Here is a 22,386-nt window from a genome sequence, read left to right as displayed (position 1 = left end):
CCCGGGGAGCGAGCCCGAAGCCCGCTAATGGGCTTCGAGTCCCGTTACGTGAAAGACCGTAGCACCCACCCACCGATAAAGGAACTGTGGTTCCGATACGCTGGTGAGTGCAGGCCACGAGCAGGCCACCGCCCGAAGGAGTCCCCATGTCCGGCACCCCCGCCCCCGGCACCCTGCGGCCCGGCGGCCGTACCGCCCGCGTCCGGGCGGCGGTGCTGCACGCCGCCGGGGACGTCCTGGCCGCCGACGGCTTCGAAGCGCTCGACCTCGGGGAGGTCGCCCGGCGCGCCGAGGTCGGCAAGACCACGGTGTACCGCCGCTGGGGCACCCCCGGGGCCCTGGCCGCGGACCTGCTGGGCGACATGGCGGAGCAGTCGCTGCCGCGCAGCGACACCGGCGCGCTGGAGGACGACCTGCGCGAGAACGCGCTCCTGGTCGTCAAGACCCTCGCCGACCCGCGGCAGGGCCGCCTCTTCCGCGCCCTGATCGCCGCGTCCCTGTGCAACGAGCAGGCCGCCGAGGCCCTGCACCGCTTCTACGCCGTCCGCATCGAGGAATGGGCGGGCTGCGTACGCGACGCCGCCGCGCGCGGCGAGATCCCGGACGGCACCGACCCGCACGCCGTCGTCGCCGCGGTCTCCGCTCCGCTCTATTACGCCCTGCTCAACACCGGCCGCACGCCCACCGGGGATGACGCCGAGCGGGCGGCGCGGGCTGCGGCTGCCGCCGCCAGGGCAGGGGTCTGGGCCTGACCACCCCTTGCGTCCACTTCCCGGCGCGTCCTCAAACGCCGGACGGGCTGGATTTACTCGGCGCCCGCTTCCAACCAAACGCTGGACGGGCTGGGCTTAAGGGCGGGCGTGTTTGCGGCGGCGCAGGCCCGCGGTGATCAGGTGGTGGACCAGTTCCTTGCTGCCTATCGGCAGGGCGCCGAGCAGCACCGCGTCCTCGTAGCGCTCCGACGGGATGTCGTAGTGGTCGCGCTCGAAAGCGCGGCGCGGAGCCCCCAGCCGGGAGGCGAAGTCGTGCAGCTCGGCGTACGAGGTGTCGCTGATCAGGTGGGACCACATCCGGCCGTGGCCGGGCCACGTCGGCGGGTCGACGTAGACGGTCATCGCAGCGCGCCCACCGCCGCGACGACCTCGCCGCGGACCTCGCAGACCCAGTGCGGGTCCTCCCCCAACTCGGGCTCGACGGCCAGGGCGTGCGGGTCGTCGCACAGGGGGCACAGCGGCCAGCGGCCGTATTCCGACAGCAGGGCGTCCTGGACGTCCTGCGCCACGAGGCCGGGGACGAAGGCGGCGCCGTCGGGCCACTGGCCGAGCCACCAGCGGCGCTGCACGACGGCGTCCTCGACGAGCGAGACGACGGCCGGCCCGGCGACGTCGCGGGCGGTGAGGTCGGCCAGCACCAAGGCGCGGGCGGTGTGCAGCACCGCCTCTGCGGGTTCTTCCATACCGTCCATTGTCCCAGGCGCGGCCAGGGAGCGGCCCGGGAGCCGGAGGGCCGCCGGAAACGCCCTTGACGATGGGCGACGCATGAAAATACCTTTCATAGAGTGACCCACAGCGTGAAGGAAAATTTCCCCCCGGGTGTCCGTCCCCAGCGCGGCGCCGCGGACGCGCCCGTCATACCCGCCACGCCCCCCGACCCGGGGGCGCTCGCGGCCAAGGTCCGTACGCTCGCCCCGTCCATGACGCGCTCGATGCAGCGCGTCGCGGAAGCCGTCGCGGGCGACCCGGCCGGCTGCGCCCAGCAGACGGTGACCGCGCTCGCGGTCCGCACCGGCACCAGCGAGGCCACCGTCGTGCGCACGGCGCGGCTGCTGGGCTACCCCGGCTACCGCGACCTGCGGCTCGCCCTGGCCGCACTGGCCGCCCAGCAGGCGGCCGGCGTCCCGCCGGCAGTGACCGCGGACATCGCGGTGGACGACCCGCTCGCCGACGTCGTCGCCAAGCTCGCCCTCGAAGAGCAGCAGACCCTGGCCGACACCGCGGCCCAGGTGGACATGGTGCAGCTGGAGGCCGCGGTGACGGCCCTGGCCGCCGCCCGCCGCACGGACGTGTACGGGATGGCCGCGTCGGGACTCGTCGGCCAGGACCTGGCGCAGAAGCTGCTGCGGATCGGCCGGATCGCGCACGCGCACGCCGACCCGCACCTGGCGGTGACCAACGCCGTGCAGCTGCGGCCGGGCGACGTGGCCATCGCGATCACCCACTCCGGCAGCACCCACGATGTGATCGAGCCACTGCGGGCCGCCTTCGACCGGGGAGCCACCACCATCGCGCTCACCGGCCGCCCCGACGGCGCCGTCACCCAGTGGGCGGACATCGTGCTGACCTCGTCCAGCTCGCGCGAGAGCGAGCTGCGACCGGCCGCGATGTCCAGCAGGACGAGCCAGCTCCTGCTGGTGGACTGCCTGTTCGTGGGGGTGGCGCAGCGCACGTACGAGTCGGCGGCACCCGCGCTCGCCGCGTCGTACGAGGCACTCGCCCACCGCCACCGGCCACGTGCCGCTCGTGGCTGACCATGCACTGAAATAATGCCCTGAAACCGTTTTCTCCCGGCCTGCCGGGAAAAATCCGCTCGCCGGCCACCCGGACGACTGGCCGGCCCATCCCCCCACGCCCGCACCTGACCACTGCGAGAAGGATGAACGAGCCGCAAATGCCCCAGTACACCGAGCTGCGCCGCGAGCTGGACACGCTGACCACCGAGGCGTTCCGGCCGGAGCTGGCCGAGATCGACCGGATGCCCACCCTGGAGATCGCGCGCACGATGAACGGTGAGGACACCACCGTTCCCGCCGCCGTCGCCGCCCAACTGCCCCGCATCGCCGCCGCCATCGACGGCATCGCCGACCGGATGGCGCGCGGCGGCCGGCTCGTCTACGCCGGCGCGGGCACGGCGGGCAGACTCGGCGTGCTGGACGCCAGCGAGTGCCCGCCGACCTTCAACACCACGCCGGGACAGGAGGTCGTCGGCCTCATCGCGGGCGGCCCGTCCGCGATGGTCACCTCGATCGAGGGCGCCGAGGACAGCAGGGAGCTGGCCGCGGAGGACCTGGACGCGCTCGGGCTGACCGCGGCCGACACCGTCGTCGGCATCTCGGCCTCCGGGCGCACCCCGTACGCCGTCGGAGCCGTCGAACACGCCCGCGCGCTGGGGGCGCTGACGGTGGGTCTGTCCTGCAACGCGGACTCGCCGCTGGCCGCCGCCGCCGACCACGGCATCGAGGTCGTCGTCGGCCCCGAGCTGGTCGTCGGGTCCACCCGGCTCAAGGCGGGCACCGCGCAGAAGCTGGTGCTCAACATGCTGTCGACCATCACCATGATCCGGCTCGGCAAGACCTACGGGAGCCTGATGGTGGACGTGCGCGCGTCCAACGAGAAGCTGCGGGCGCGCTCCCGGCGGATCGTCTCGCTGGCCACCGGTGCGGACGACGCGGCGATCGAGCACGCGCTGACCGCCACCGAGGGCGAGGTCAAGCCGGCCATCCTGACCCTGCTGGCCCGGGTCGACGCCCCGACCGCCGCCCGGCTGCTCTCCGAGTCCGGCGGGCACCTGCGCAAGGCCCTGGAGTCGGCCGGCAGCTGACCCCGTGACAGCCCCTGGAACCGCCCTCACCGGTCGTGCGTCACACCGGCACACCGAACGAGGGGGAACGACCTGTGAACGTAGGACGAGGGGTGCTCGTGGCGGCCGCGCTGCTGGCGCTGGGCGGCTGCTCCGAGACGCACGGCACCAGCGGGATGGACTGCGCCTGGGAACTGCACTACGGCGGGAAGCTGTACCTCCAGGCGCCCGGCATGGCGTCCGCCAAGGTGGTCCCGCACCAGGGCAGCCCGATCGGGCAGGGCTGGTTCGACGGCTGCCAGGACGGCGGCGGCCCCGAGCCGCGGCAGACCGTCGCCGTCTACCAGGTCGCCGGGATCGATCCGACGCTGGCGGTGATGACCGAGGAGGACGTCATCGGCGTCACCGACCCCGACAACCTGCCCGCGCAGCTGGCGCTGCCGAACGAATGACCGCACGAAGCGGCGCCCTCTTCCCCGTACGTACGGGGAAGAGGGCGCCGCTTCGCGTGCAGGACGTGATCCAGGGGTCCCGGATCAGAAGTCCATGTCACCGCCGGGCATGCCACCCGGGGCGGCCGCAGCCGCCTTCTCGGGCTTGTCCGCGATGACGGCCTCGGTGGTGAGGAAGAGCGCGGCGATGGACGCCGCGTTCTGCAGCGCGGAACGGGTGACCTTCGCCGGGTCGATGATGCCCTCGGCGATCATGTCGACGTACTCACCGGTCGCGGCGTTCAGGCCGTGGCCGATGGGCAGGTTGCGCACCTTCTCGACGATGACACCGCCCTCGAGGCCGCCGTTGATGGCGATCTGCTTGAGCGGGGCCTCCAGCGCGAGCTTCACGGCGTTGGCGCCGGTCGCCTCGTCACCTTCGAGCTCCAGCTTCTCGAAGACCGCGGAGGCCTGCAGCAGGGCCACGCCGCCACCGGCGACGATGCCCTCCTCGACGGCCGCCTTCGCGTTGCGCACCGCGTCCTCGATGCGGTGCTTGCGCTCCTTGAGCTCGACCTCGGTGGCGGCACCGGCCTTGATGACGGCCACGCCGCCGGCCAGCTTCGCCAGGCGCTCCTGGAGCTTCTCGCGGTCGTAGTCCGAGTCGCTGTTCTCGATCTCGGCACGGATCTGGTTGACCCGGCCCGCGACCTGGTCGGTGTCGCCCGAGCCGTCCACGATGGTCGTCTCGTCCTTGGTGATGACGACCTTGCGGGCGCGGCCGAGCAGGTCGAGCCCGGCGTTCTCCAGCTTGAGGCCGACCTCCTCGGAGATGACGGTGCCACCGGTGAGGATGGCGATGTCGCCGAGCATGGCCTTGCGGCGGTCACCGAAGCCCGGGGCCTTGACGGCGACGGACTTGAAGGTGCCGCGGATCTTGTTGACGACCAGCGTGGACAGGGCCTCGCCCTCGACGTCCTCGGCGATGATCAGCAGCGGCTTGCCCGACTGCATGACCTTCTCCAGCAGCGGGAGCAGGTCCTTGACCGCGGAGACCTTCGAGTTGACGATCAGGATGTACGGGTCGTCGAGCGACGCCTCCATACGCTCCAGGTCGGTGGCGAAGTACGCCGAGATGAAGCCCTTGTCGAAGCGCATGCCCTCGGTGAGCTCGAGCTCGAGCCCGAAGGTCTGCGACTCCTCGACGGTGATGACGCCTTCCTTGCCGACCTTGTCCATGGCCTCGGCGATCAGCTCGCCGATCTGGGTGTCGGCGGCGGAGATGGAGGCGGTCGAAGCGATCTGCTCCTTGGTCTCCACGTCCTTGGCCTGCTCCAGCAGGGCGGCGGAGACGGCCTCGACGGCGCGCTCGATGCCGCGCTTGAGGGCCATCGGGTTGGCGCCGGCGGCTACGTTGCGCAGGCCTTCCTTGACCAGGGCCTGGGCCAGGACGGTCGCGGTCGTCGTGCCGTCACCGGCGACGTCGTCGGTCTTCTTCGCGACTTCCTTGACCAGCTCGGCGCCGATCTTCTCGTACGGGTCCTCCAGCTCGATCTCCTTGGCGATGGACACACCATCGTTGGTGATCGTGGGGGCGCCCCACTTCTTCTCAAGGACGACGTTCCGGCCCTTGGGACCGAGGGTGACCTTAACGGCGTCGGCGAGCTGGTTCATCCCGCGCTCAAGGCCGCGCCGCGCCTCCTCATCGAACGCGATGATCTTAGCCATGTGAAGTGTCCTCCGCGGACTGGGGGTTCCCCCACCGGAGCGGGGGGCGGTGGATCGGACCGTGTGGCGCCCGCGACGGACGGCCTGCCGGCCGCCGGTTTCTTCCCGACGCCCGGGCGGGCCTCACCGACCCGGTCCAAGTGGCACTCTCACGCGGAGAGTGCTAACCAATGATTAGCACTCCCCCCCTGCGAGTGCAAGCGCCTCCGGGGTCTCGGGAGGGCCGGCACGGGCGAAGGGCCACCCCTGACGGGATGGCCCTTCGTGGTTGGCGTCGCGTCGGTGGCCGAACGCGCCGGAGCCGATCAGCCGGCGAGACGGACCATGTCCGCCTGCGGCCCCTTTTGACCCTGCGAGATCTCGAACTCGACCCGCTGGCCTTCTTCGAGGGTGCGGTATCCGTCCATCTGTATCGCGCTGTAGTGGACGAAGACATCCGCACCACCGTCGACCGCGATGAAGCCGTAGCCCTTCTCCGCGTTGAACCACTTGACGGTGCCCTGAGCCATTCCTAACTCCCCTATTACTGGCCCTATCGCGGCCCCGCGCTCCGCGGGCCCGGGTCAGACCTCACCCCCTCAGGGGTGTGCGCCGGAACGCGTCGACCGCGGCTGAATGTATCTGCACGGATGCCGTCTGCAACAGGTCAATTGGACGAGAATTCTGGGCGCGACCGATCGGAAATACCACAGGAAAAAACGATAATGCGGTACAACCCGGGCGGGACATAAGGGGCTTGACGGACTTTTCGCTTGTTACTTTGGCGATAAATCGCCGCAGTTGATGCTCAGCAACCTCAGGAAGTGCCACTTGCCCCTGGCAACTGTACAAACGATCAACTACCGGCTCACATGCGGGCGCCCCACCCGGGGACGAAAGCAGTTCCCGGATGGGGCGCGGGTTAAACGTCAGAGTGTCTGCGGATTCCCGTCAGGTCGGTTCGGGGGTCGGCTCAACCGCCCGCGACCGCCGGAATGATCGAGACGCTGGCACCGTCGGGGACCGCCGTGGCAAGACCCTCGGAAAAGCGGACATCGTCATCGTTGACATACACGTTCACGAAACGACGGAGCTTTCCGGCCTCGTCGAGAACCCGGGCCGAAATACCCGCATGATTCTTTTCGAGCGATTCGATCACCGCGGCCAGCGTGGCGCCGTCGGCCTGCACCTCGGCCTGGCCGCCGGTGTAGGTGCGGAGGATGGTGGGGATACGGACGGAAGCACTCATGCGAGGCCAGCCTCTCGGAAAGCGGCAACGGTGGGGCGGATGGTCGCGGTCGGCCCGGTGGTCTCGGACACCGCGTCCAGGGTCTTGAGCCCGTCGCCGGTGTTCAGCACGACGGTCTCGGCGGCCGGGTCGAGCTGCCCGGTCTCGATCAGCTTCCTCAGCACGCCGACGGTCACCCCGCCGGCCGTCTCGGCGAAGATGCCCTCGGTGCGGGCCAGCAGCTTGATGGCGTCCACGATCTGCTCGTCGTCGACGTCCTCGACCGCACCGCCGGTCCGCCGGGCGATGTCGAGCACGTACGGGCCGTCCGCCGGGTTGCCGATCGCCAGCGACTTGGCGATGGTGTCCGGCTTCACCGGGCGGACCACGTCGTGCCCGGCCTTGTAGGCCGCGGAGACCGGCGAGCAGCCCTCGGCCTGGGCGCCGTAGATCTTGTAGGGCTTGTCCTCGACCAGGCCGAGCTTGATCAGCTCCTGGAGGCCCTTGTCGATCTTGGTGAGCTGCGAGCCGGACGCGATCGGGATGACCAGGTTGTCCGGCAGCCGCCAGCCGAGCTGCTCGGCGATCTCGTACGCCAGCGTCTTGGAGCCCTCGCCGTAGTACGGCCGCAGGTTGACGTTGACGAAGCCCCAGCCCTCGCCGATCGGGTCGCCGATCAGCTCCGAGCAGAAACGGTTCACGTCGTCGTACGAGCCCTCGATCGCGACCAGCTCGCCGCCGTAGACCGCGGCCATCACGACCTTGCCCTGCTCCAGGTCGTGCGGGATGAACACGCACGAGCGGAAGCCGGCCCTGGCCGCCGCGGCGCCGACCGCACCGGCCAGGTTGCCGGTGGACGAGCAGGACAGCGTGGTCAGGCCGAAGGTGCGGGCCGCCTCAAGGGCGATCGCGACGACCCGGTCCTTGAAGGAGTGCGTCGGGTTGCCGGAGTCGTCCTTGACGTACAGGCCGCCGGTGATGCCCAGCTCGCGCGCCAGGTTGTCGGCCTTGACGAGCTTGGTCCAGCCCGGGTTGAGGTTCTGCTTCCCGGTGACGTCGGCGGGCACCGGCAGCAGCGGTGCGTACCGCCAGATGTTCGCGGGGCCGGCCTCGATACGCCGGCGCAGGCCCTCCGGGTCGCCCAGCGGGAGGTCGTAGGCCACTTCCAGCGGTCCGAAACACTCCTGGCACGCGAAGACCGGGGACAGCGGGTAGCGGGTGCCGCACTCCCGGCAGGACAGGGCGGCGGCGGGGCCGAAGGGGGCTTCCCCGGAGTCGTCCGCGGGGGTGGTACTGGCGACGGTCTGCACAGCCATGATGGCGAGGCCCTTTCTCCTCATCTTCCTCGCGGCGGACGTCGCCACGAGACGGAATTGGCACCTTCCCCACCATGACCTCGCGGTCGGCGGGAGGGTTGCCGGGGCTTCAACGGGCCGTTCCCTCTGCCCCTCTGGATGAGCGGTATGGCACCGGACGACTGAGGTCCGGGCGTTTGTCCTGCGGTGCCACCCCGGCATGCGGGGCTCACAAGCATTGTTCAAGACTGTAACCGACGAGGGTGACCGTGGAGATAGTCGTCCGAACCGCGAGATGGATCACACAGGAGACGCGCACGTGCTCGAAGAGGTGGACCGCTGGCTGACCGCGAGGTCGTGGTCGGCCGCCGACCGGCCGCTGGACCTGCTGCTCGCCGCGAAGCGCGCGGCGGGTCCCGCGGGCACGGTCAGTGTGGTGCTGCCCGCGCTCGACGAGGAGGCCACGGTCGGCGAGATCGTCGCGGTGATCAGGCGCGACCTGATGTCGCCCGAGGTTCCCCTGGTGGACGAGGTCGTGGTCGTCGACTCCGGCTCGCGGGACGCCACCGCCCGGGTCGCCGCGGCGGCCGGCGCCACGGTGGTCCGGCGGGACGCCATCCTGCCGCGGATGCCGGCGGTGGCCGGCAAGGGCGAGGTGCTGTGGCGGTCACTGCTGGTCACCAGCGGCGAGATCGTCTGCTTCGTCGACGCGGATCTGCGGGAGTTCGACTCCCGCTTCGTGTCGGGGATCGTCGGGCCGCTGCTCACCGAGCCGGCGGTGCAGCTGGTCAAGGCGATGTACGACCGGCCGCTGGAGACCGGCGGCAGCGTCGTCCCGGCCGGCGGCGGCCGGGTCACCGAACTGGTCGCCCGCCCGCTGCTCAACCTCCACTGGCCGCGGCTGGCCGGCTTCGTCCAGCCCCTCAGCGGGGAGTACGCGGCCCGCCGCTCGCTGCTCGAACGGCTGCCCTTCCCCGTCGGGTACGGGGTCGAGCTGGGCATGCTCGTCGACTCCCTGTCCCTCGTCGGCCTCGACGCGCTCGGCCAGGTCGACGTGGGGGTGCGGCACCACCGCCACCAGGACGGCCAGGCGCTCGGGCGGATGGCCGCGGCGATCTACCGCACGGCGCACCTGCGCCTTGCGGGACGGGCCCACCTGGTACGCCCGTCCCTCACCCAGTACGACCGCGCCCCCTCCGGCTTCGTCCCCTCGACCCACCCCGTCGACACGGAGGAACGTCCACCGATGCTGGACGTCCCCGAATACCTCACCCGCCACGCGGCGTGACCTTCCCCCCGGGCACGGGGGATGTGCGGCTCCCCTTCGGCAAGGGGGTGCTCTTCCCTCCGGGCACGGAGGGTGTGCGGCTCCCCTGTGGCAGGGGGTGCTTTCAGGGGCGCGGGGAACTGCGCGACCAGCCCACCACGACCGTCGTGTGGCGACGGACCGCCACCACCCCAGGGGCGCGGGGAACTGCGCGCGCAACCGGCCACCTGCCGCTGGTCCGGCACGGACCGAACAGCCCCTTTCGGACGGTGGCGACCCCCGCGCGGTCGGCGGCCAGTCGCGCAGTTCCCCGCGCCCCTGACGGGCACCCCCCTGCGCAAGGGGAACCCTCACGGCCACCGCGGCCCGCGGAAGCGCACCCCCTGCCGAAGGGGAACCGCACAACCCCCGCAGCCCGCGGAAGGGAGTGCTTTTCAGGGGCGCGGGGAACTGCGCGACCAGCCCACCACGGCCGTCGTGTGGCGACGGACCGCCACCACCCCAGGGGCGCGGGGAACTGCGCGCGCAACCGGCCACCTGCCGGTGGTCCGGCACGGACCGAACAGCCCCTCTGGGGCGGTGGCGACCCGCGCGCGGTCGGTGGCCGCTCGCGCAGTTCCCCGCGCCCCTGACGGGCACCCCCTGCGCAAGGGGAACCCTCACGGCCACCGCGACCCGCGGAAGCGCACCCCTTGCCGAAGGGGAACCGCACAACCCCCGCAGCCCGCGGAAGGGTGCCCCCTGGCGAAGGGGAATCGCAGGCCGCCGCGGCCCGGGAAGGGTGGCCCCTGGGCGAGGGGAACCGCGCACCTGGCGGCCCAGGGGCGTACCCCCTGCGTAGGGGGACGTGCACGCGGGGTAGGCGGGGAAGCGGGCCGGGGGCGCCCCGGGAGGTTTGAGCCGGGCACTACGTGGCAAGGCTCGCCGCATGGACGGATCATCGCGGGCTGCCCGAATTCTGGTCGCGTCCAACCGCGGCCCGGTGGCCTTCAGCGTCGGCGAAGACGGTGAGCTGCGCAGCAGACGAGGGGGCGGCGGCGTCGTGTCCGGGCTCAGCGCGATCGACTCCGCGGGCGAGTCCCTGTGGGTGTGCGCGGCCCTGACCGACGGCGACCGCGAGGCGGTGCGCCGCGGAGTGGCCGAACCCGGCTCGCGGATGATCTCCGTCGAGCCGGACGTCTTCCATGCGGCCTACAACGACATCGCCAACTCGGTGCTCTGGTTCGTGCACCACATGCTCTACCAGACCCCCCTCGAACCCGCCTTCGACCAGGACTTCCGCGAGCAGTGGGCGGCCTACGAGTCGTACAACGCCGCCTTCGCCGACGCCCTGGCCGAGGAGGCCGCGCCGCAGGCCTCCGTGCTGGTGCAGGACTACCACCTGGCCCTGGTCCCCGCGCTGCTCCGGGAGCGCCGCCCCGACCTGCGGATCGGCCACTTCTCGCACACCCCGTGGGCGCCGCCGGACTACTTCCGGCTGCTGCCCGACGACATCGCGGCCGCCCTCCTCGAAGGCATCCTCGGCTCGGACCGCGCCGCCTTCCTGACCCGCCGCTGGGCCGCCGCCTTCGCCGCGTGCTGCGCCGACGTCCTGGGCGCGACGGTCTCGCCCGACGGCCACGAGGTGACGCACCGCGGGCGTACGACCAGGCTCGGCGTGCACGGCCTCGGCGCCGACGCCGACTTCCTGCGCGAGCGCGCGCACCGCCCCGACGTGGCCGAGCAGATGGCCGCGCTGCGGGCCGAGGCAGGCCCCGGGCGGCGGCTGATCGTCCGGGTGGACCGCACCGAGCTGTCGAAGAACATCGTGCGCGGCCTGTACGCGTACCGCAGGCTGCTCACCGACCGCCCCGGCTGGCGCAGCCGGGTGGTGCACGTGGCCTTCGCCTACCCCTCGCGCCAGGACCTGGCGGTCTACCGGGAGTACACCGAGGAGGTCGGCCGGGTCGCGGACGCCATCAACGCGGAGTTCGGCACCCCGGACTGGCAGCCGGTGCTGCTCAAGGTCGACGACGACTTCCCGCGCTCGCTGGCGGCGTACCGCCTCGCGGACGTGGCGCTGGTCAACCCGATCAGGGACGGCATGAACCTGGTCGCCAAGGAGATGCCGGTGGTGTCCGACAACGGCGTCGCCCTGGTGCTGTCCCGCGAGGCGGGCGCCTACGCGGAGCTGGGCGACGACGCGATCGTGGTGAACCCCTACGACGTCACCGCCACGGCGGAGGCGCTGAACGACGCGCTGACCCTCCCGGACGCCGAGCGTGCCGACCGCACCAAGCGCCTCGCGGCGGCGGCCACCGCGCTCCCGCCGACGCAGTGGTTCCTGGACCAGGTCTCCGCGCTGGAGGTCTGACCCCCGGCGCGGTCACACCTCCTGCGTCGCGGCCAGCGCCTCGACGTCGGCGAGGACCCGGTCCCGGATGTGGACGATGAGCTTGGTCAGGTCCGCGCAGAAGACCGAGGGGTTGAGGAACCCGCTGCCCTCGCGGTAGCGGTGGGCGTACTGCCCGCCGCCGCAGATCTCCATGACCGCGCAGCTCCTGCACGTGTCGGACAGGCCGCGGACCCCGATCTGCCGGGCTACCACGCCGGGGTGGGACCGGGCGGCGTCGAAGTCGTCGTGGAAGACGTCGAGGCCGGTCTGCGGGGCGCCTTCGAAGCTTGACCGCAGGGTGTCGACGAGTTCGATCGAGCCGTCGGTGTCGACGGTCAGGGTGCGGAAGGTGCCGATCCCGGTGCCCTCGGTGGTGCTGTGGCCGCCGAGCACGAGCGCCATGATGTCGTCGAAGAGCCGGACGGTGGTGGGCACCGGCGTCGTGCCGTACCAGCGGTCGAAGACCGGGATCAGCCAGTCGGCGAAAGCGGTTCCGTCGGCGACCCAACCGGGCGGCGGCTGCGACCAGTTGCCCAGCGGGAGCGAGAACTCGACGGCCGGTGCGCCGATCGAGGCCAACTCCTCGTAGACCGCCAGCGGGTCGTTGTCGACGTCGATGTAGCACAGGACCAGCTGCAGCAGGCGGGCGTACCGCGGCTGCCGCAGCGCGCGCAGGCCCTGCATGACCTTGTCGTAACTGCCCTTGCCGTTGGCGTACTTGCGGTGCCGGTCGTTGGCCTCCCGGCCGCCGTCGAGGCTGACGGCGACCTGCACGTCGTGCTTGAGCAGCGTCTCCAGCATCCGCTCGTCGTCCAGCAGGATCGCGTTGGTGGTCAGCGACAGCCGCATCGCGGTGCCCTCGGGGGCCGCGGCGCGGAAGGCGGTCGCGGCGTAGTCGATCTCCTCGGCACCCACCAGCAGCGCCTCACCGCCGTGCAGTTTGACGATGACCTCGGGCAACTCGGCCGCGTGCGCGCCCAGATGCCCGGCGAGCCGGCGGGCGACCTGGTCGACCGTGGCCCGGGTCAGGGCCATCGGCTTGGACCGCCAGCTCTGGTCGGCCATCTCGTACATGTAGCAGTAGTCGCAGGCGATGTTGCACCGGCCGTGCGTCTTGACGATGAATTCGGAGAACGGCATCGGCGCCCACACGCGGTCCGCCAGCACCTCGTCGACGAGTGCCGCGGTCGGCCATTCCTGTACGGCTCCCGGTCCCGCCGCGCGGTCCGCCATCGGTACCTCGATCACCAGCAACCCTCCGATCCGACATCCGTGACCCCGGCCCCGCGGCCGGTACATGACGCGGGTTCCGCGCTGCCGCACGTCGGCACCCGCGCCACGTGTCCGCGCCTGCGGGGACTACTTGTTGTGGTTCATGTTCGGGCTCACGGTGTGCGCGGTGGCGCTGCGCACGAGGGCCGCGCCCAGGGCGCTGTGCGACGTGGACGTCGCCTTGGCACCCGAGGCCGACGGCTCGGCCGCGGACGCGGTGCCGGCGGTGCCGGCCGCGACCACGGTGGCTGCCGCGACGGCGGCCGCCGCCAGGGCGACCGTACGTGCGAGATCCCGCTTGGACTCCGACATGAAGTACCTCCTGCGCTCGGTGGAACATCCGTACCGCTCAACCGTATGGGGGCCGTACTATGCGGACAACGAATTCACGTGGCGTAATGCCGCCATTCACGGGAAAGGCGGTGGTGCGCATCTCGCGGACACCTAGCTGCGAGCCGGACAGGCGGGACGACGGATTCCGTTTCGGTGGCGTTTCCGGAGTGCGAACTTATCCGGTGGGAGGGGTTCCGATCACCCGAAGGCGGACTTGGGCTGGCCAAACGGGCGCGTCGGGGCGCCGTCACCGCGATCGACGGACCCGTCCTCCGCGCAGCGTTATGTCTGATCGCTGGCGATTCATCCTGCTGCGCATACTTTGGAGTTCATAGCAGTTTCGGAGGCGTAGGAAAGGCTCCTGAATACTCTGGACGAGGGTCCGGGATACGAGCGGGGAAGGCGGCTCAGGCGGTGACGGCGTCGGCCAGGGCGTCGAGCAGCGCCACGACGCCGGCCGGCCCCGGGACGACCAGGTCGGCCTGCGACGTCAGCTCCTTGGGCGAGTCGGGGCCGCCCGCGCTGGCCACCAGCAGGCCGGGCAGACCCTGTTCGCGCAGCTCGTGCACCGCGGCGAAGGCGGCGAGGTCGCCGAGGTCGTCGCCGCCGTAGAGGACGCAGCCGGCGTCCACCTCGCGCAGATACGCCGCCAGGGCGACGCCCTTGTCCACACCGGGCGGGCGCAGCTCCAGGACGTAGCGTCCCGGCTCGACCATCAGGTCGTGGTCGGCGGCGAGTTGGGCCAGTGGGACGCGCAGCGCCTCGAAGGCGGCGTCCGGGTTCTCGGTGCGGCGGGTGTGGACGGCGACCGCCCGGCCGCCCTTGTCCTCGATCCAGGTGCCCCGCCAGGCGCCGTTGCGGTCGAGGAAGCCGGGCAGCTCCGCGCGGACCGCGGTGACGCCGGGGTGGGCGCCGGCGTTGTGCACCTCGGCGGTGTGCGCGTCCCAGCGCTCGGCACCGTAGTGGCCGAGGACGACGAGGTGGTCCAGGGCGGCGACCCCGGCGAAGCCGCCGTAGCGGACGGCCACACCGGCCGGGCGGCCGGTGACCACGGCCACCGCCGCGACGTGCGGCGCGAGCCGCGCCAGCGCCGGGACCGCGCCCGGGTGGGCGCGGGCCTGCTCAGGATCGGGCACGATCGGGGCGAGCGTGCCGTCGAAATCCAGCGCCACGACCGCGCGCTGCGGCTGCGCCAGCAGCGCGTTGAGTCCTACTTCGCCCTGCGGCGTGCTGGGCGTCGGAATCTCGGCGTAACCCATGACTCCGACCTTACCGTCGCCCCCTGCCCCCGGGGGTACCCCCCGACCCCTGTCCCGGGACCCTCCCGCCGCCGTAGCGAACCCTGTGCACCGGAGGACGCGGGCCAAAGGGGGCGCGTGGGGGTACCCCCAGGCGAAGCTCTGGGGGCGGAACTGCGAGACGAACCACCCACCGGGGGGAAGGTCCCGGGACGGCGGGAAGGGGCAACCCGGGGGGAGGAGTTCAGCGTTCGGAGCGGCGGAGTGCGCGGCTCGCGCGGAGGCGATTGACCGTCGCGGGGGCGTGAGCCAGCGCGCGGGGATCGTCCAGGAGCGCGTTGAGCAGCTGGAGATACGCCGTCGGCGACATCCCCAACCGCTCCCGTATCGCGCGGTCCCGCGCCCCCGTTCCGGCCCACGCCCTGGACGCGAAGTCCAGCACGGCGATGTCCCGCGCGGACAGCGGCAGCTCCTCTTCGCTCACGAGAGGGCTATTTCCCGACCTGCGCCGCCGCGAACCTCTGGAGCGTGCCCAGCACCTGCTTCGGATCGCCGTCCACGGCGGTGCCGATCAACTTCTTGACCTGGTCGCTGACCGGCCCCCAGGACGTCTTGTCGACGGGGTAGAAGACCGCGGCGGGCAGCCGCTCCAGGAACTGGCGCATGTCCGCGTCCTTGGGGTTGCGCTCCATCGCCTGCAGGGCGGAGGTCGTCACCGGCAGCAGACCGTACTGGTCGAGGAACTTCAGCGAGTTCTCCGCGCTGTAGACGTAGCGCAGGAACGCGCTGTCCGCCGCCAGGTGGTCGTCCTTCTGCTTGAAGGCCATCATCCAGTCGGCCACGCCGAGCGTGCTGTCCGTGGTGCCCTTCTGCCCGGGCAGCGCGGCGACACCGACGTCGATGTGCGCGGCCTTGGCCTGGGCGAGCAGCGTGGGGTGGCCGTTGAGCATTCCGGCGTCGCCGGCCAGGAAGTCGGCGAACACGGTGCGGCGGTTGGTCTTGGCGGGGTCGCCGGGGCCGGTCAGGCCCTTCGAGACGAGGTTGTCCTTCAGCCACTTGAAGGCGGCGACGTTCTCGACGGAGTCGAAGGTGTAGCCGCCGACGCTGTCGGTGTAGCCGCCCGACGCGCCGAGCATCCACATCAGGGACTCGGCCTGCGCCTCCTCGGTGCCCAGCGGCAGCCCGTAGGGCACCTTGACGCCGTGCTCCTTGAGCTTGGCCGCGTCGTGCGCGACGTCGGCCCAGGTCGCCGGCGCGCGCTTGATGCCGGCCTCCTTGAACAGGCCCTTGTTGTAGAAGAACAGCCGCGAGCTGGACACCCACGGTATGCCGTACTGCACCCGGTGGATGGTGCCGGCCGAGACCAGCGACGGGATGAAGTCGGCCTGCATGCTGATCGAGAAGATGTCGTCCGCGCTGTAGAGCAGGCCGTCGGCGGCGTAGTCGGCGTACGAGCCGATCTGCGCGATGTCGGGGGCCTTGCCCGCCTTGACCATGGTGGCGACCTTGTCGTCCACGTGGTCCCAGTCGACGACCTGGACGTCGACCTTGATGTGCGGGTTCCTCTTCTCGAACGCCTTGACCAGGTCGTTCCAGTACGTCGTCGAGCTGTTGTGCGTCTTGGGGTCGCCGTAGTCCGCGGCGACCATGTGCAGGGTGACGTCCTTGTCCGACTTCGCACTGCATCCGCTCAGGGCGGTCGCGGCGAGTACGGTGCCCAGTCCGGCCGCCACCAGGCTCACAAGTCTTCGTCGCTGCACGTTCATGCCGGAATACCGCCTTCGTGGATGGATTTGTCCGCGGAAGCGCAGAGTCTTGCCCACAGATTCACCCAAGGTCTACACCATGACCGGAATCCCCCGTTCGGCGGGGCACCCTGCGCCACCTCGGATCTTCCTCGACGAGTGGACTAGACCTTTAGTGGGGTTACCCGCGAGACTGTCCCCCGTGAGACATGTCATCGCCCTTGATGTGGGCGGCACCGGGATGAAGGCCGCCCTGGTCGCAGCCGACGGCACCCTCCTGCACGAGGACCGCAGGCCCACCGGCAGGGAGCACGGCCCCGACGCCGTCGTGACCGCGATCGTGGACTTCGCCGCCGACCTGCGCGACCACGGGATACGCGAACACGGCGAACCGGCCGCCGCCGCGGGCGTCGCCGTGCCCGGCATCGTGGACGACGTCAACGGCATCGCCGCGTACTCCTCCAACCTCGGCTGGCGGGACGTACCGCTGCGGGCGCTGCTGTCCGAGCGGCTCGACGGCGTACCCGTCGCCCTGGGCCACGACGTGCGCACCGGCGGCCTCGCCGAGGGCCGGATCGGCGCGGGCCGCGGCACCGACCGCTTCCTCTTCCTGGCCCTGGGCACCGGCATCGCCGGCGCCATCGGCATCGACGGGCGCATCGAGGCCGGTGCGCACGGCTTCGCCGGCGAGCTGGGCCACGTCGTCGTACGCCCCGACGGGCCGCTGTGCAGCTGCGAGCAGCGCGGCTGCATGGAGATCCTGGCCTCCGCCGCCGCCGTCTCCCGCGCGTGGGCCGCGGCCAGCGACGACCCCACCGCGGACGCGGCGGACTGCGCCCGCGCCGTCGAGGCCGGCGACCCGCGCGCCCTGGAGGTCTGGCGGGACGCCATCGACGCGCTCGCCGCGGGCCTGGTCACCGGGCTGACCCTGCTCGACCCCCGGGTCCTGATCATCGGCGGCGGCCTCGCGGAGGCCGGCGACACCCTCTTCGGCCCGCTGAGGGCGGCGGTCGAGGCGCGCACCACCTTCCAGAAGCTCCCCCTCATCGTCCCCGCCGCCCTCGGGGACACCGCTGGATGCCTGGGCGCCGGCCTGCTCGCCTGGGATCTACTCTCCGTGGAGGTATCCGCCTGATGGCCCCCGTAACGACAACGCAGCGCACGGTGCTGACGGGTGCCCGTGTGGTCCTGCCCACGGGTGTGGTGGAAGGCGGCCGGATCGCCGTCGAGGGCTCGCGGATCGCCGCGGACACCGGGCCGCTGCCGGACGACGTCGTACTCGACCTGTCCGCGGGCCACACCGTCGTCCCCGGCTTCGTGGACATCCACAACCACGGCGGCGGCGGCGCGTCCTTCACCTCCGGCACCGCGGAGGACGTGCTCACCGGTGTGCGCACGCACCGCGAGCACGGCACGACCACGCTGGTCGTCTCCACCGTCACCGAGACGATGGACGCGCTCGCCCGGCAGGCCGGGCTGCTGTCGGAACTCGTGGAGCAGGGCGAGATCGCCGGCATCCACTACGAGGGCCCCTTCATCTCGCCCTGCCGCAAGGGCGCCCACGACGAGGGCCTGCTGCGCCACCCGGACCCGGCGGACGTGCGCAAGCTCGTCGAGGCCGCGCGCGGCGCCGCCAAGATGGTCACCCTGGCGGCCGAACTGCCCGGCGGCATCGAGTCCGTACGCATGCTCGCCGACCTCGGCGTGATCGCGGCGATCGGCCACACCGACGCCACGTACGAGCAGACGGTGGAGGCGATCGACGCGGGGGCGACCGTCGCCACGCACCTGTTCAACGCGATGCCGCCGCTCGGCCACCGCACCCCCGGGCCGATCGCGGCGCTCCTGGAGGACGAGCGGATCACCGTCGAGCTCATCAACGACGGCACACACCTGCACCCGTCCGTGCTCGAACTCGCCTTCGGCACGGCCGGCGCCGGCCGGGTCGCCTTCATCACCGACGCGATGGACGCCGCCGGCTTCGGCGACGGGCTCTACGACCTCGGCCCGCTCAAGGTCGAGGTCCTCGAAGGCGTCGCCCGCCTCGTCGAGGGCGGCTCGATCGCCGGCTCCACCCTCACGATGGACACCGCCTTCAAGCGCGCGGTCACCCTGGACGGCCTGTCGCTGACCGACACGGTCCGCGCGGTGTCCACGAACCCCGCGCGGCTCATCGGGCTCGCCGACCGCGTCGGCACGCTGGAACCCGGCAAGGACGCGGATCTCGTCGTCCTGGACGAGTCCTACGACGTCGTGGGCGTCATGCGCAACGGCGAGTGGCTCAAGCGCCCCTGACCCGAGCTGAGCGCTTCGGGCGCCCCCGTCCGCGGAATGCGCCATCCCCTGGCGCTTCGGGGCGCCCTCCCCGCCCCCGGGTTCGCGAGTCCTCGGGGGCGCCCGTGCGCTCCCGGGTTCGCGAGCCCTCCGGGGTGCCCGCGCGCTCCCGGGCGAGCGAGGCTCTAGGCGGCGCCTGCGCGCTCCCGGGTTCGCGAGGCATTTGGGGGCGCGGGGAACTGCGCGCACAGCGGCCACCGGCCGGTGGTCCGGATCGCACCGAACAGCCCCTTTGGGTCAGTGGCGACCCGCGCCCCGGTGGACGGCTGAGCGCGCAGTTCCGCCCCCAGAGCTTCGCCTGGGGGTGCCCCCAGCGCCCCTGGTGGTTGCCCCCTTGCCGAAGGGGAACCCCCCAGCCACCGCGCCCCGCGGAAGCGCACCCCCTGCGCAAGGGGCACCGCACAAGCCACCGCGCCCCGCGGAAGCGCGTCCTCCCCTGGCGAAGGGGAAGGGGACGCGTGGTGTACCCGGGGGTGGGGGGTGGGTCAGAATCGGTGGGTGATCATCACCGTCACGCTGAACGCAGCTCTGGACCTCACCTACCGGGTCCCGGCGCTCCTGCCGCACGCCTCGCACCGGGTGCTGGAGGTCGTCGAGCGGCCCGGGGGCAAGGGGCTCAACGTCGCCCGCGTGCTGGCCGCGCTCGGCCACCCCGTCACCGTGACCGGCTTCGCCGGCGGCCCCGCGGGGGACGAGGTGCGGCGGCGGCTCGCCGCGGGGTCGTACGACGGCCGCCTCACCGACGCCCTCGTGCCGATCGCCGGCCACACCCGCCGGACCGTCGGCGTCGTGGACGCGGGCAACGGCGGCGCGACGCAGCTGAACGAGCCAGGCCCCACCGTCACCCCCGCCGAGTGGAACGCCCTGCTCGGCGTCTACCGCGAGCTGCTGACGGGCGGCAGCGCCGACGCGGTGGCGCTGTGCGGCAGCCTGCCGCCGGGCGTACCGGTCGGGGCGTACGCGGAGCTGATACGCGAGGCCCGCGCGGCCGGCGTCTACGTCCTGCTCGACGCCGAAGGACCGCCGCTGCGGCGCGGCCTGGCCGCCAGGCCCGACCTGATCAAGCCGAACGCCGACGAGCTGGCCGGCCTCACCGGTTTCGCCGAGCCCGTCAGGGCGGCCCGCGACGCCCGCAGGCGCGGGGCGCGCGCGGTGGCGGCGTCACTGGGCGCCGAGGGCATGCTCGTGATGGCCGAGGAGGAGATCGGCTGGCGGGCCGCCCCGCCGGTCCTGCTGACCGGCAACCCCACGGGCGCCGGCGACTCCGCCGTCGCCGGCCTGCTGTCGGGCGTCGCCGAGGGGCTTCCGTGGCCGGAGCGGCTGACCCGGGCGGTCGCCCTGTCGGCCGCGACCGTCCTGGCCCCGGCGGCCGGCGAGTACGACCGGGCGGCCTACGCCGACCTGCTGCCGCGGATCGAGGTCGTCCCGGCTACTTCTTGACCTGCCCCTGCTTGAGCCAGGTCTGGTCGAGGTTGACCGCGCCGGTGTCGCTCTGCTGGAAGGACAGCTGGAGGGTGTTGTCGCCCTTCTTCAGGGTGACCCAGGCGAAGGTCGTGTTGTTCCAGGCCTTCGACCAGTCGGTGTACGAGCCGTAGTTCTTCAGCTTCACCGGCGTGGTGCGCGTCGTGCCGTTGACGGCGAGCGAGAGCGTCGCGTCGGGACCGGCGTTGCCGTAGTTGATGAAGAAGGTGTAGGCGCCGTCCTCGGGCACCGTCACCGTCCAGGTCGCGCTGGAGCCGACCTGGTTCAGGTTGCCGACGTACGTGCCGTTGGCGGCGCTCGCGCCCTGCACCTCGGTGCTCGTCGCGGCGCCGCCGGCCAGGGCGAAGGTCGAGGCGTCGACCTTGTCCGACGCGAACTGCGACGGCGTGGCGGAGGGCGTCTGCGACGGCGTCGAGGGCGTGGTGCTGCTGACCGGCGGGGTGGTCGGCTTGTCGTTGGCCTGGTCGTCCTTGCCGGAGCCCTGGCTCATGGCGATGGCGATACCGATCGCCACCGCGGCCACCACCGCGATCGCCGCGATGAGCAGGCCCTTGCGGTTGGGCGCGTCGCCGCCGCCGTGGCCGTTGCCCGCGCCCCGGCGGCCGCCGCCGTCGCCCGGCTGCGGAGCGTACTGCGGCGGCTGCTGCGGGCCGCCCTGCTGCGGGCCACCCTGCTGCCGGCCGTAGCCGCCCTGCGCCTGCTGCTGCTGCGGCTGCGGGTAGCCGCCCTGCTGCTGCGGCTGGGCCGGCGGGTAGCCGTACCCGCCCTGCTGCGCCTGCTGGGGCTGCTGCTGCGGGCTGCGCCGCTCGCCGACCCGCTGCACCTGGTTGTACGAGGTGCGCGGTGCCGCGGGCTGCTCGCTGCCGTCCTCGGCCCGGTAGAGGTACCCGAACGGGTCGTCGTTCTCCGGCGTGCCGTCGTGTCCGGCCGTCATCCGCTTTCCACTCCCTCGTACTGCCTTACCGCACATCCGCCGCCACCTGCATCGGCGCCCACGGCACTGTGGTATTCCGGAACCCTACCGGCCCCGGGTGGCGAACCGCCCAGCCCTACGACGCAACTCCAGGTCAGGAAGGTTCCGTGTGACCAGCCCCACCCCGCAGTGGCTTCCCTGGCGCACCGCGATGCAGCAGGCGCTCTACGGTCCCGGCGGCTTTTTCCTGCGCGAGCGGCCCGCAGGGCATTTCCGCACGTCAGTGCACGTCTCGCGGCTCTATGCGGAGGCCGTTGCGGAGTTGCTGTGCCGGGTGGACAGCGCGCTCGGGCACCCCGGGGAACTGGTCTTCACCGACATGGCGGCGGGCGGCGGCGAACTGTGCGCCGGCGTGCTCGACGCGCTTCCCCCCGGGGTCGCCGCGCGGGTACGCCCCTACGCCGTCGACCTCTCGCCGCGCCCGGCCGGGCTCGACCCGCGCATCACCTGGGCGGCGGAGACGCCACGCAATGTACGCGGGCTGCTCTTCGCCAACGAATGGCTCGACAATGTGCCGCTGGACGTGGCGGAGGCGGATGAGGACGGTGCCGTCCGCTATGTCGAGGTCCGTACCTCGGACGGGGCCGAGCGCCTCGGCGCGGAAGTGGACAGCGCCGATGCGCAGTGGCTGCGCCGCTGGTGGCCGGCGCTCTCGCCCGGGGAGCGGGCGGAGATCGGACGGCCAAGGGACGAGGCGTGGGCCGCCGCGGCCGCGTCCCTGGCGGACGGGCTCGCCGTCGCCGTGGACTACTGCCACGTCCTGGCCGAGCGGCCGCCCTACGGCACGCTTACGGGGTACCGGGCGGGGCGGCAGGTGCCTCCCGTGCCTGACGGCACGTGCGACCTGACCGCGCATGTCGCGGCGGATTCCCTGCCGGGGGGTGTCCGCGTCGCCCAGCGCGACGCCCTCCGCGCTCTGGGGCTCACCGCCGCGCGCCCGCCCCTCGCCCTGGCGACGACCTCCCCCGCGGACTACGTCCGCGCCCTGTCTGCGGCCTCGGAGGCCGCCGCGCTCATCTCCCCCACAACCCTCGGCACCTTCACCTGGTCCCTCACCCCCACTCCGTCCCTGGCCCCCCTGGCCGGCACCCTCTCCTGAGCCCCGCATCCGCGCCTTGCGGAGCGCTTTCA

General features: G+C 72.2%; 22 protein-coding genes and 1 riboswitch. Of the genes, 10 read left to right on the top strand and 12 right to left on the bottom strand.

The genetic code is table 11. The features are described from left to right. The first annotated feature begins 146 nt into the window (after positions 1-146). A complete protein-coding gene (locus tag NFU81_RS14875; RefSeq protein WP_251489767.1) occupies positions 147-752 on the top strand; it encodes a TetR/AcrR family transcriptional regulator in 606 nt (201 codons plus the stop codon). Between the two features lie 96 nt (positions 753-848). Here NFU81_RS14875 and NFU81_RS14870 read toward each other — a convergent pair whose 3' ends face one another. Both NFU81_RS14870 and NFU81_RS14865 read right to left on the bottom strand, forming a co-directional pair. Continuing rightward, on the bottom strand, positions 849-1,115 hold the full coding sequence (locus NFU81_RS14870) for a DUF4031 domain-containing protein (RefSeq protein WP_251489765.1): 267 nt from the start codon (positions 1,113-1,115) through the stop codon (positions 849-851). After that, positions 1,112-1,456 carry a hypothetical protein gene (locus tag NFU81_RS14865; protein WP_422665207.1) on the bottom strand — a complete coding sequence of 115 codons (345 nt, stop codon included), beginning with the start codon at positions 1,454-1,456 and terminating at the stop codon, positions 1,112-1,114. Before NFU81_RS14865 ends, NFU81_RS14870 begins: the two co-directional genes overlap by 4 nt. Before the next feature lie 102 nt (positions 1,457-1,558). Between NFU81_RS14865 and NFU81_RS14860 the strand changes: the two genes are divergently transcribed. From NFU81_RS14860 to NFU81_RS14850, 3 genes are all read left to right on the top strand, one after another. Continuing rightward, positions 1,559-2,527 (top strand): MurR/RpiR family transcriptional regulator, encoded by a 969-nt coding sequence (locus NFU81_RS14860; protein ID WP_422665206.1) that lies wholly within the window; start codon positions 1,559-1,561, stop codon positions 2,525-2,527. A 140-nt stretch (positions 2,528-2,667) separates the two neighbouring features. Further along, positions 2,668-3,597, top strand: a complete 930-nt coding sequence (gene murQ / locus NFU81_RS14855; protein ID WP_251489761.1) for an N-acetylmuramic acid 6-phosphate etherase — start codon at positions 2,668-2,670, stop codon at positions 3,595-3,597. A gap of 74 nt (positions 3,598-3,671) precedes the next feature. After that, positions 3,672-4,028 carry a DUF6281 family protein gene (locus NFU81_RS14850; protein ID WP_251489758.1) on the top strand — a complete coding sequence of 119 codons (357 nt, stop codon included), beginning with the start codon at positions 3,672-3,674 and terminating at the stop codon, positions 4,026-4,028. Between the two features lie 84 nt (positions 4,029-4,112). Here the strand turns inward: NFU81_RS14850 and groL are convergent, their stop codons facing one another. The 4 genes from groL to thrC all read right to left on the bottom strand — a co-directional run bounded on the left by groL (position 4,113) and on the right by thrC (position 8,282). Continuing rightward, the gene (groL, locus tag NFU81_RS14845; protein WP_251489756.1) at positions 4,113-5,735 is read right to left on the bottom strand and encodes a chaperonin GroEL; all 1,623 of its coding nucleotides are present in this window, start codon (positions 5,733-5,735) and stop codon (positions 4,113-4,115) included. 305 nt (positions 5,736-6,040) lie between these two features. Further along, entirely contained in the window at positions 6,041-6,244 is a 204-nt protein-coding gene (locus NFU81_RS14840; protein WP_009339379.1) for a cold-shock protein, read from the bottom strand. Between the two features lie 443 nt (positions 6,245-6,687). Then, positions 6,688-6,963, bottom strand: coding sequence for a MoaD/ThiS family protein (locus NFU81_RS14835; protein WP_251489754.1), 276 nt, complete (start codon positions 6,961-6,963; stop codon positions 6,688-6,690). Further along, positions 6,960-8,282 carry a threonine synthase gene (gene thrC, locus NFU81_RS14830; RefSeq protein ID WP_422665205.1) on the bottom strand — a complete coding sequence of 441 codons (1,323 nt, stop codon included), beginning with the start codon at positions 8,280-8,282 and terminating at the stop codon, positions 6,960-6,962. The genes NFU81_RS14835 and thrC overlap by 4 nt, the downstream gene beginning before the upstream one ends. Further along, a riboswitch (SAM riboswitch) is annotated at positions 8,276-8,403 on the bottom strand. (Overlaps the previous gene by 7 nt.) A 153-nt stretch (positions 8,404-8,556) precedes the next feature. Between thrC and NFU81_RS14825 the strand changes: the two genes are divergently transcribed. Together NFU81_RS14825 and NFU81_RS14820 are read left to right on the top strand one after the other, a co-directional pair. Continuing rightward, positions 8,557-9,525: a glucosyl-3-phosphoglycerate synthase gene (locus NFU81_RS14825; RefSeq protein WP_251489750.1), complete on the top strand. Its 969-nt coding sequence runs from the start codon at positions 8,557-8,559 to the stop codon at positions 9,523-9,525. Positions 9,526-10,432: 907 nt separating this feature from the next. Next, positions 10,433-11,857, top strand: coding sequence for an alpha,alpha-trehalose-phosphate synthase (UDP-forming) (locus NFU81_RS14820; protein ID WP_251489748.1), 1,425 nt, complete (start codon positions 10,433-10,435; stop codon positions 11,855-11,857). A gap of 12 nt (positions 11,858-11,869) precedes the next feature. Here NFU81_RS14820 and NFU81_RS14815 read toward each other — a convergent pair whose 3' ends face one another. The 5 genes from NFU81_RS14815 to NFU81_RS14795 form a co-directional block, all read right to left on the bottom strand. Further along, a complete protein-coding gene (locus NFU81_RS14815; protein WP_251489746.1) occupies positions 11,870-13,126 on the bottom strand; it encodes an FxsB family cyclophane-forming radical SAM/SPASM peptide maturase in 1,257 nt (418 codons plus the stop codon). Between the two features lie 111 nt (positions 13,127-13,237). Beyond that, positions 13,238-13,462, bottom strand: coding sequence for a hypothetical protein (locus NFU81_RS14810; RefSeq protein WP_251489744.1), 225 nt, complete (start codon positions 13,460-13,462; stop codon positions 13,238-13,240). Between the two features lie 428 nt (positions 13,463-13,890). Continuing rightward, positions 13,891-14,742 (bottom strand): trehalose-phosphatase, encoded by an 852-nt coding sequence (gene otsB, locus NFU81_RS14805; RefSeq protein WP_251489742.1) that lies wholly within the window; start codon positions 14,740-14,742, stop codon positions 13,891-13,893. A 223-nt stretch (positions 14,743-14,965) separates the two neighbouring features. Beyond that, entirely contained in the window at positions 14,966-15,205 is a 240-nt protein-coding gene (locus tag NFU81_RS14800; RefSeq protein WP_251489740.1) for a DUF3263 domain-containing protein, read from the bottom strand. A gap of 7 nt (positions 15,206-15,212) precedes the next feature. Further along, the gene (locus tag NFU81_RS14795; protein ID WP_251489739.1) at positions 15,213-16,487 is read right to left on the bottom strand and encodes an extracellular solute-binding protein; all 1,275 of its coding nucleotides are present in this window, start codon (positions 16,485-16,487) and stop codon (positions 15,213-15,215) included. Positions 16,488-16,668: 181 nt separating this feature from the next. On the opposite strand from NFU81_RS14795, the gene NFU81_RS14790 reads away from it, so the two are divergent. From NFU81_RS14790 to NFU81_RS14780, 3 genes are all read left to right on the top strand, one after another. Further along, positions 16,669-17,601 carry an ROK family protein gene (locus NFU81_RS14790; RefSeq protein WP_251489737.1) on the top strand — a complete coding sequence of 311 codons (933 nt, stop codon included), beginning with the start codon at positions 16,669-16,671 and terminating at the stop codon, positions 17,599-17,601. Further along, entirely contained in the window at positions 17,601-18,761 is a 1,161-nt protein-coding gene (gene nagA, locus NFU81_RS14785) for an N-acetylglucosamine-6-phosphate deacetylase (protein ID WP_251489735.1), read from the top strand. Before NFU81_RS14790 ends, nagA begins: the two co-directional genes overlap by 1 nt. 537 nt (positions 18,762-19,298) lie before the next feature. Then, positions 19,299-20,240, top strand: coding sequence for a 1-phosphofructokinase family hexose kinase (locus NFU81_RS14780; protein ID WP_251489733.1), 942 nt, complete (start codon positions 19,299-19,301; stop codon positions 20,238-20,240). On the opposite strand, the gene NFU81_RS14775 is transcribed toward NFU81_RS14780, so the two are convergent. Next, positions 20,230-21,216, bottom strand: a complete 987-nt coding sequence (locus tag NFU81_RS14775; protein WP_251489732.1) for a carbohydrate-binding protein — start codon at positions 21,214-21,216, stop codon at positions 20,230-20,232. The two genes, NFU81_RS14780 and NFU81_RS14775, sit on opposite strands and share 11 nt — an antisense overlap. A 190-nt stretch (positions 21,217-21,406) precedes the next feature. On the opposite strand from NFU81_RS14775, the gene NFU81_RS14770 reads away from it, so the two are divergent. Further along, positions 21,407-22,354 (top strand): SAM-dependent methyltransferase, encoded by a 948-nt coding sequence (locus NFU81_RS14770; protein WP_251489860.1) that lies wholly within the window; start codon positions 21,407-21,409, stop codon positions 22,352-22,354. Positions 22,355-22,386: the final 32 nt, after the last annotated feature.

It is taken from the genome of Actinacidiphila cocklensis, from assembly GCF_907177275.1.
GTDB classification, from domain to species: Bacteria; Actinomycetota; Actinomycetes; order Streptomycetales; family Streptomycetaceae; genus Actinacidiphila; species Actinacidiphila cocklensis.
This window is presented reverse-complemented; position numbering and strand designations above follow the sequence as displayed.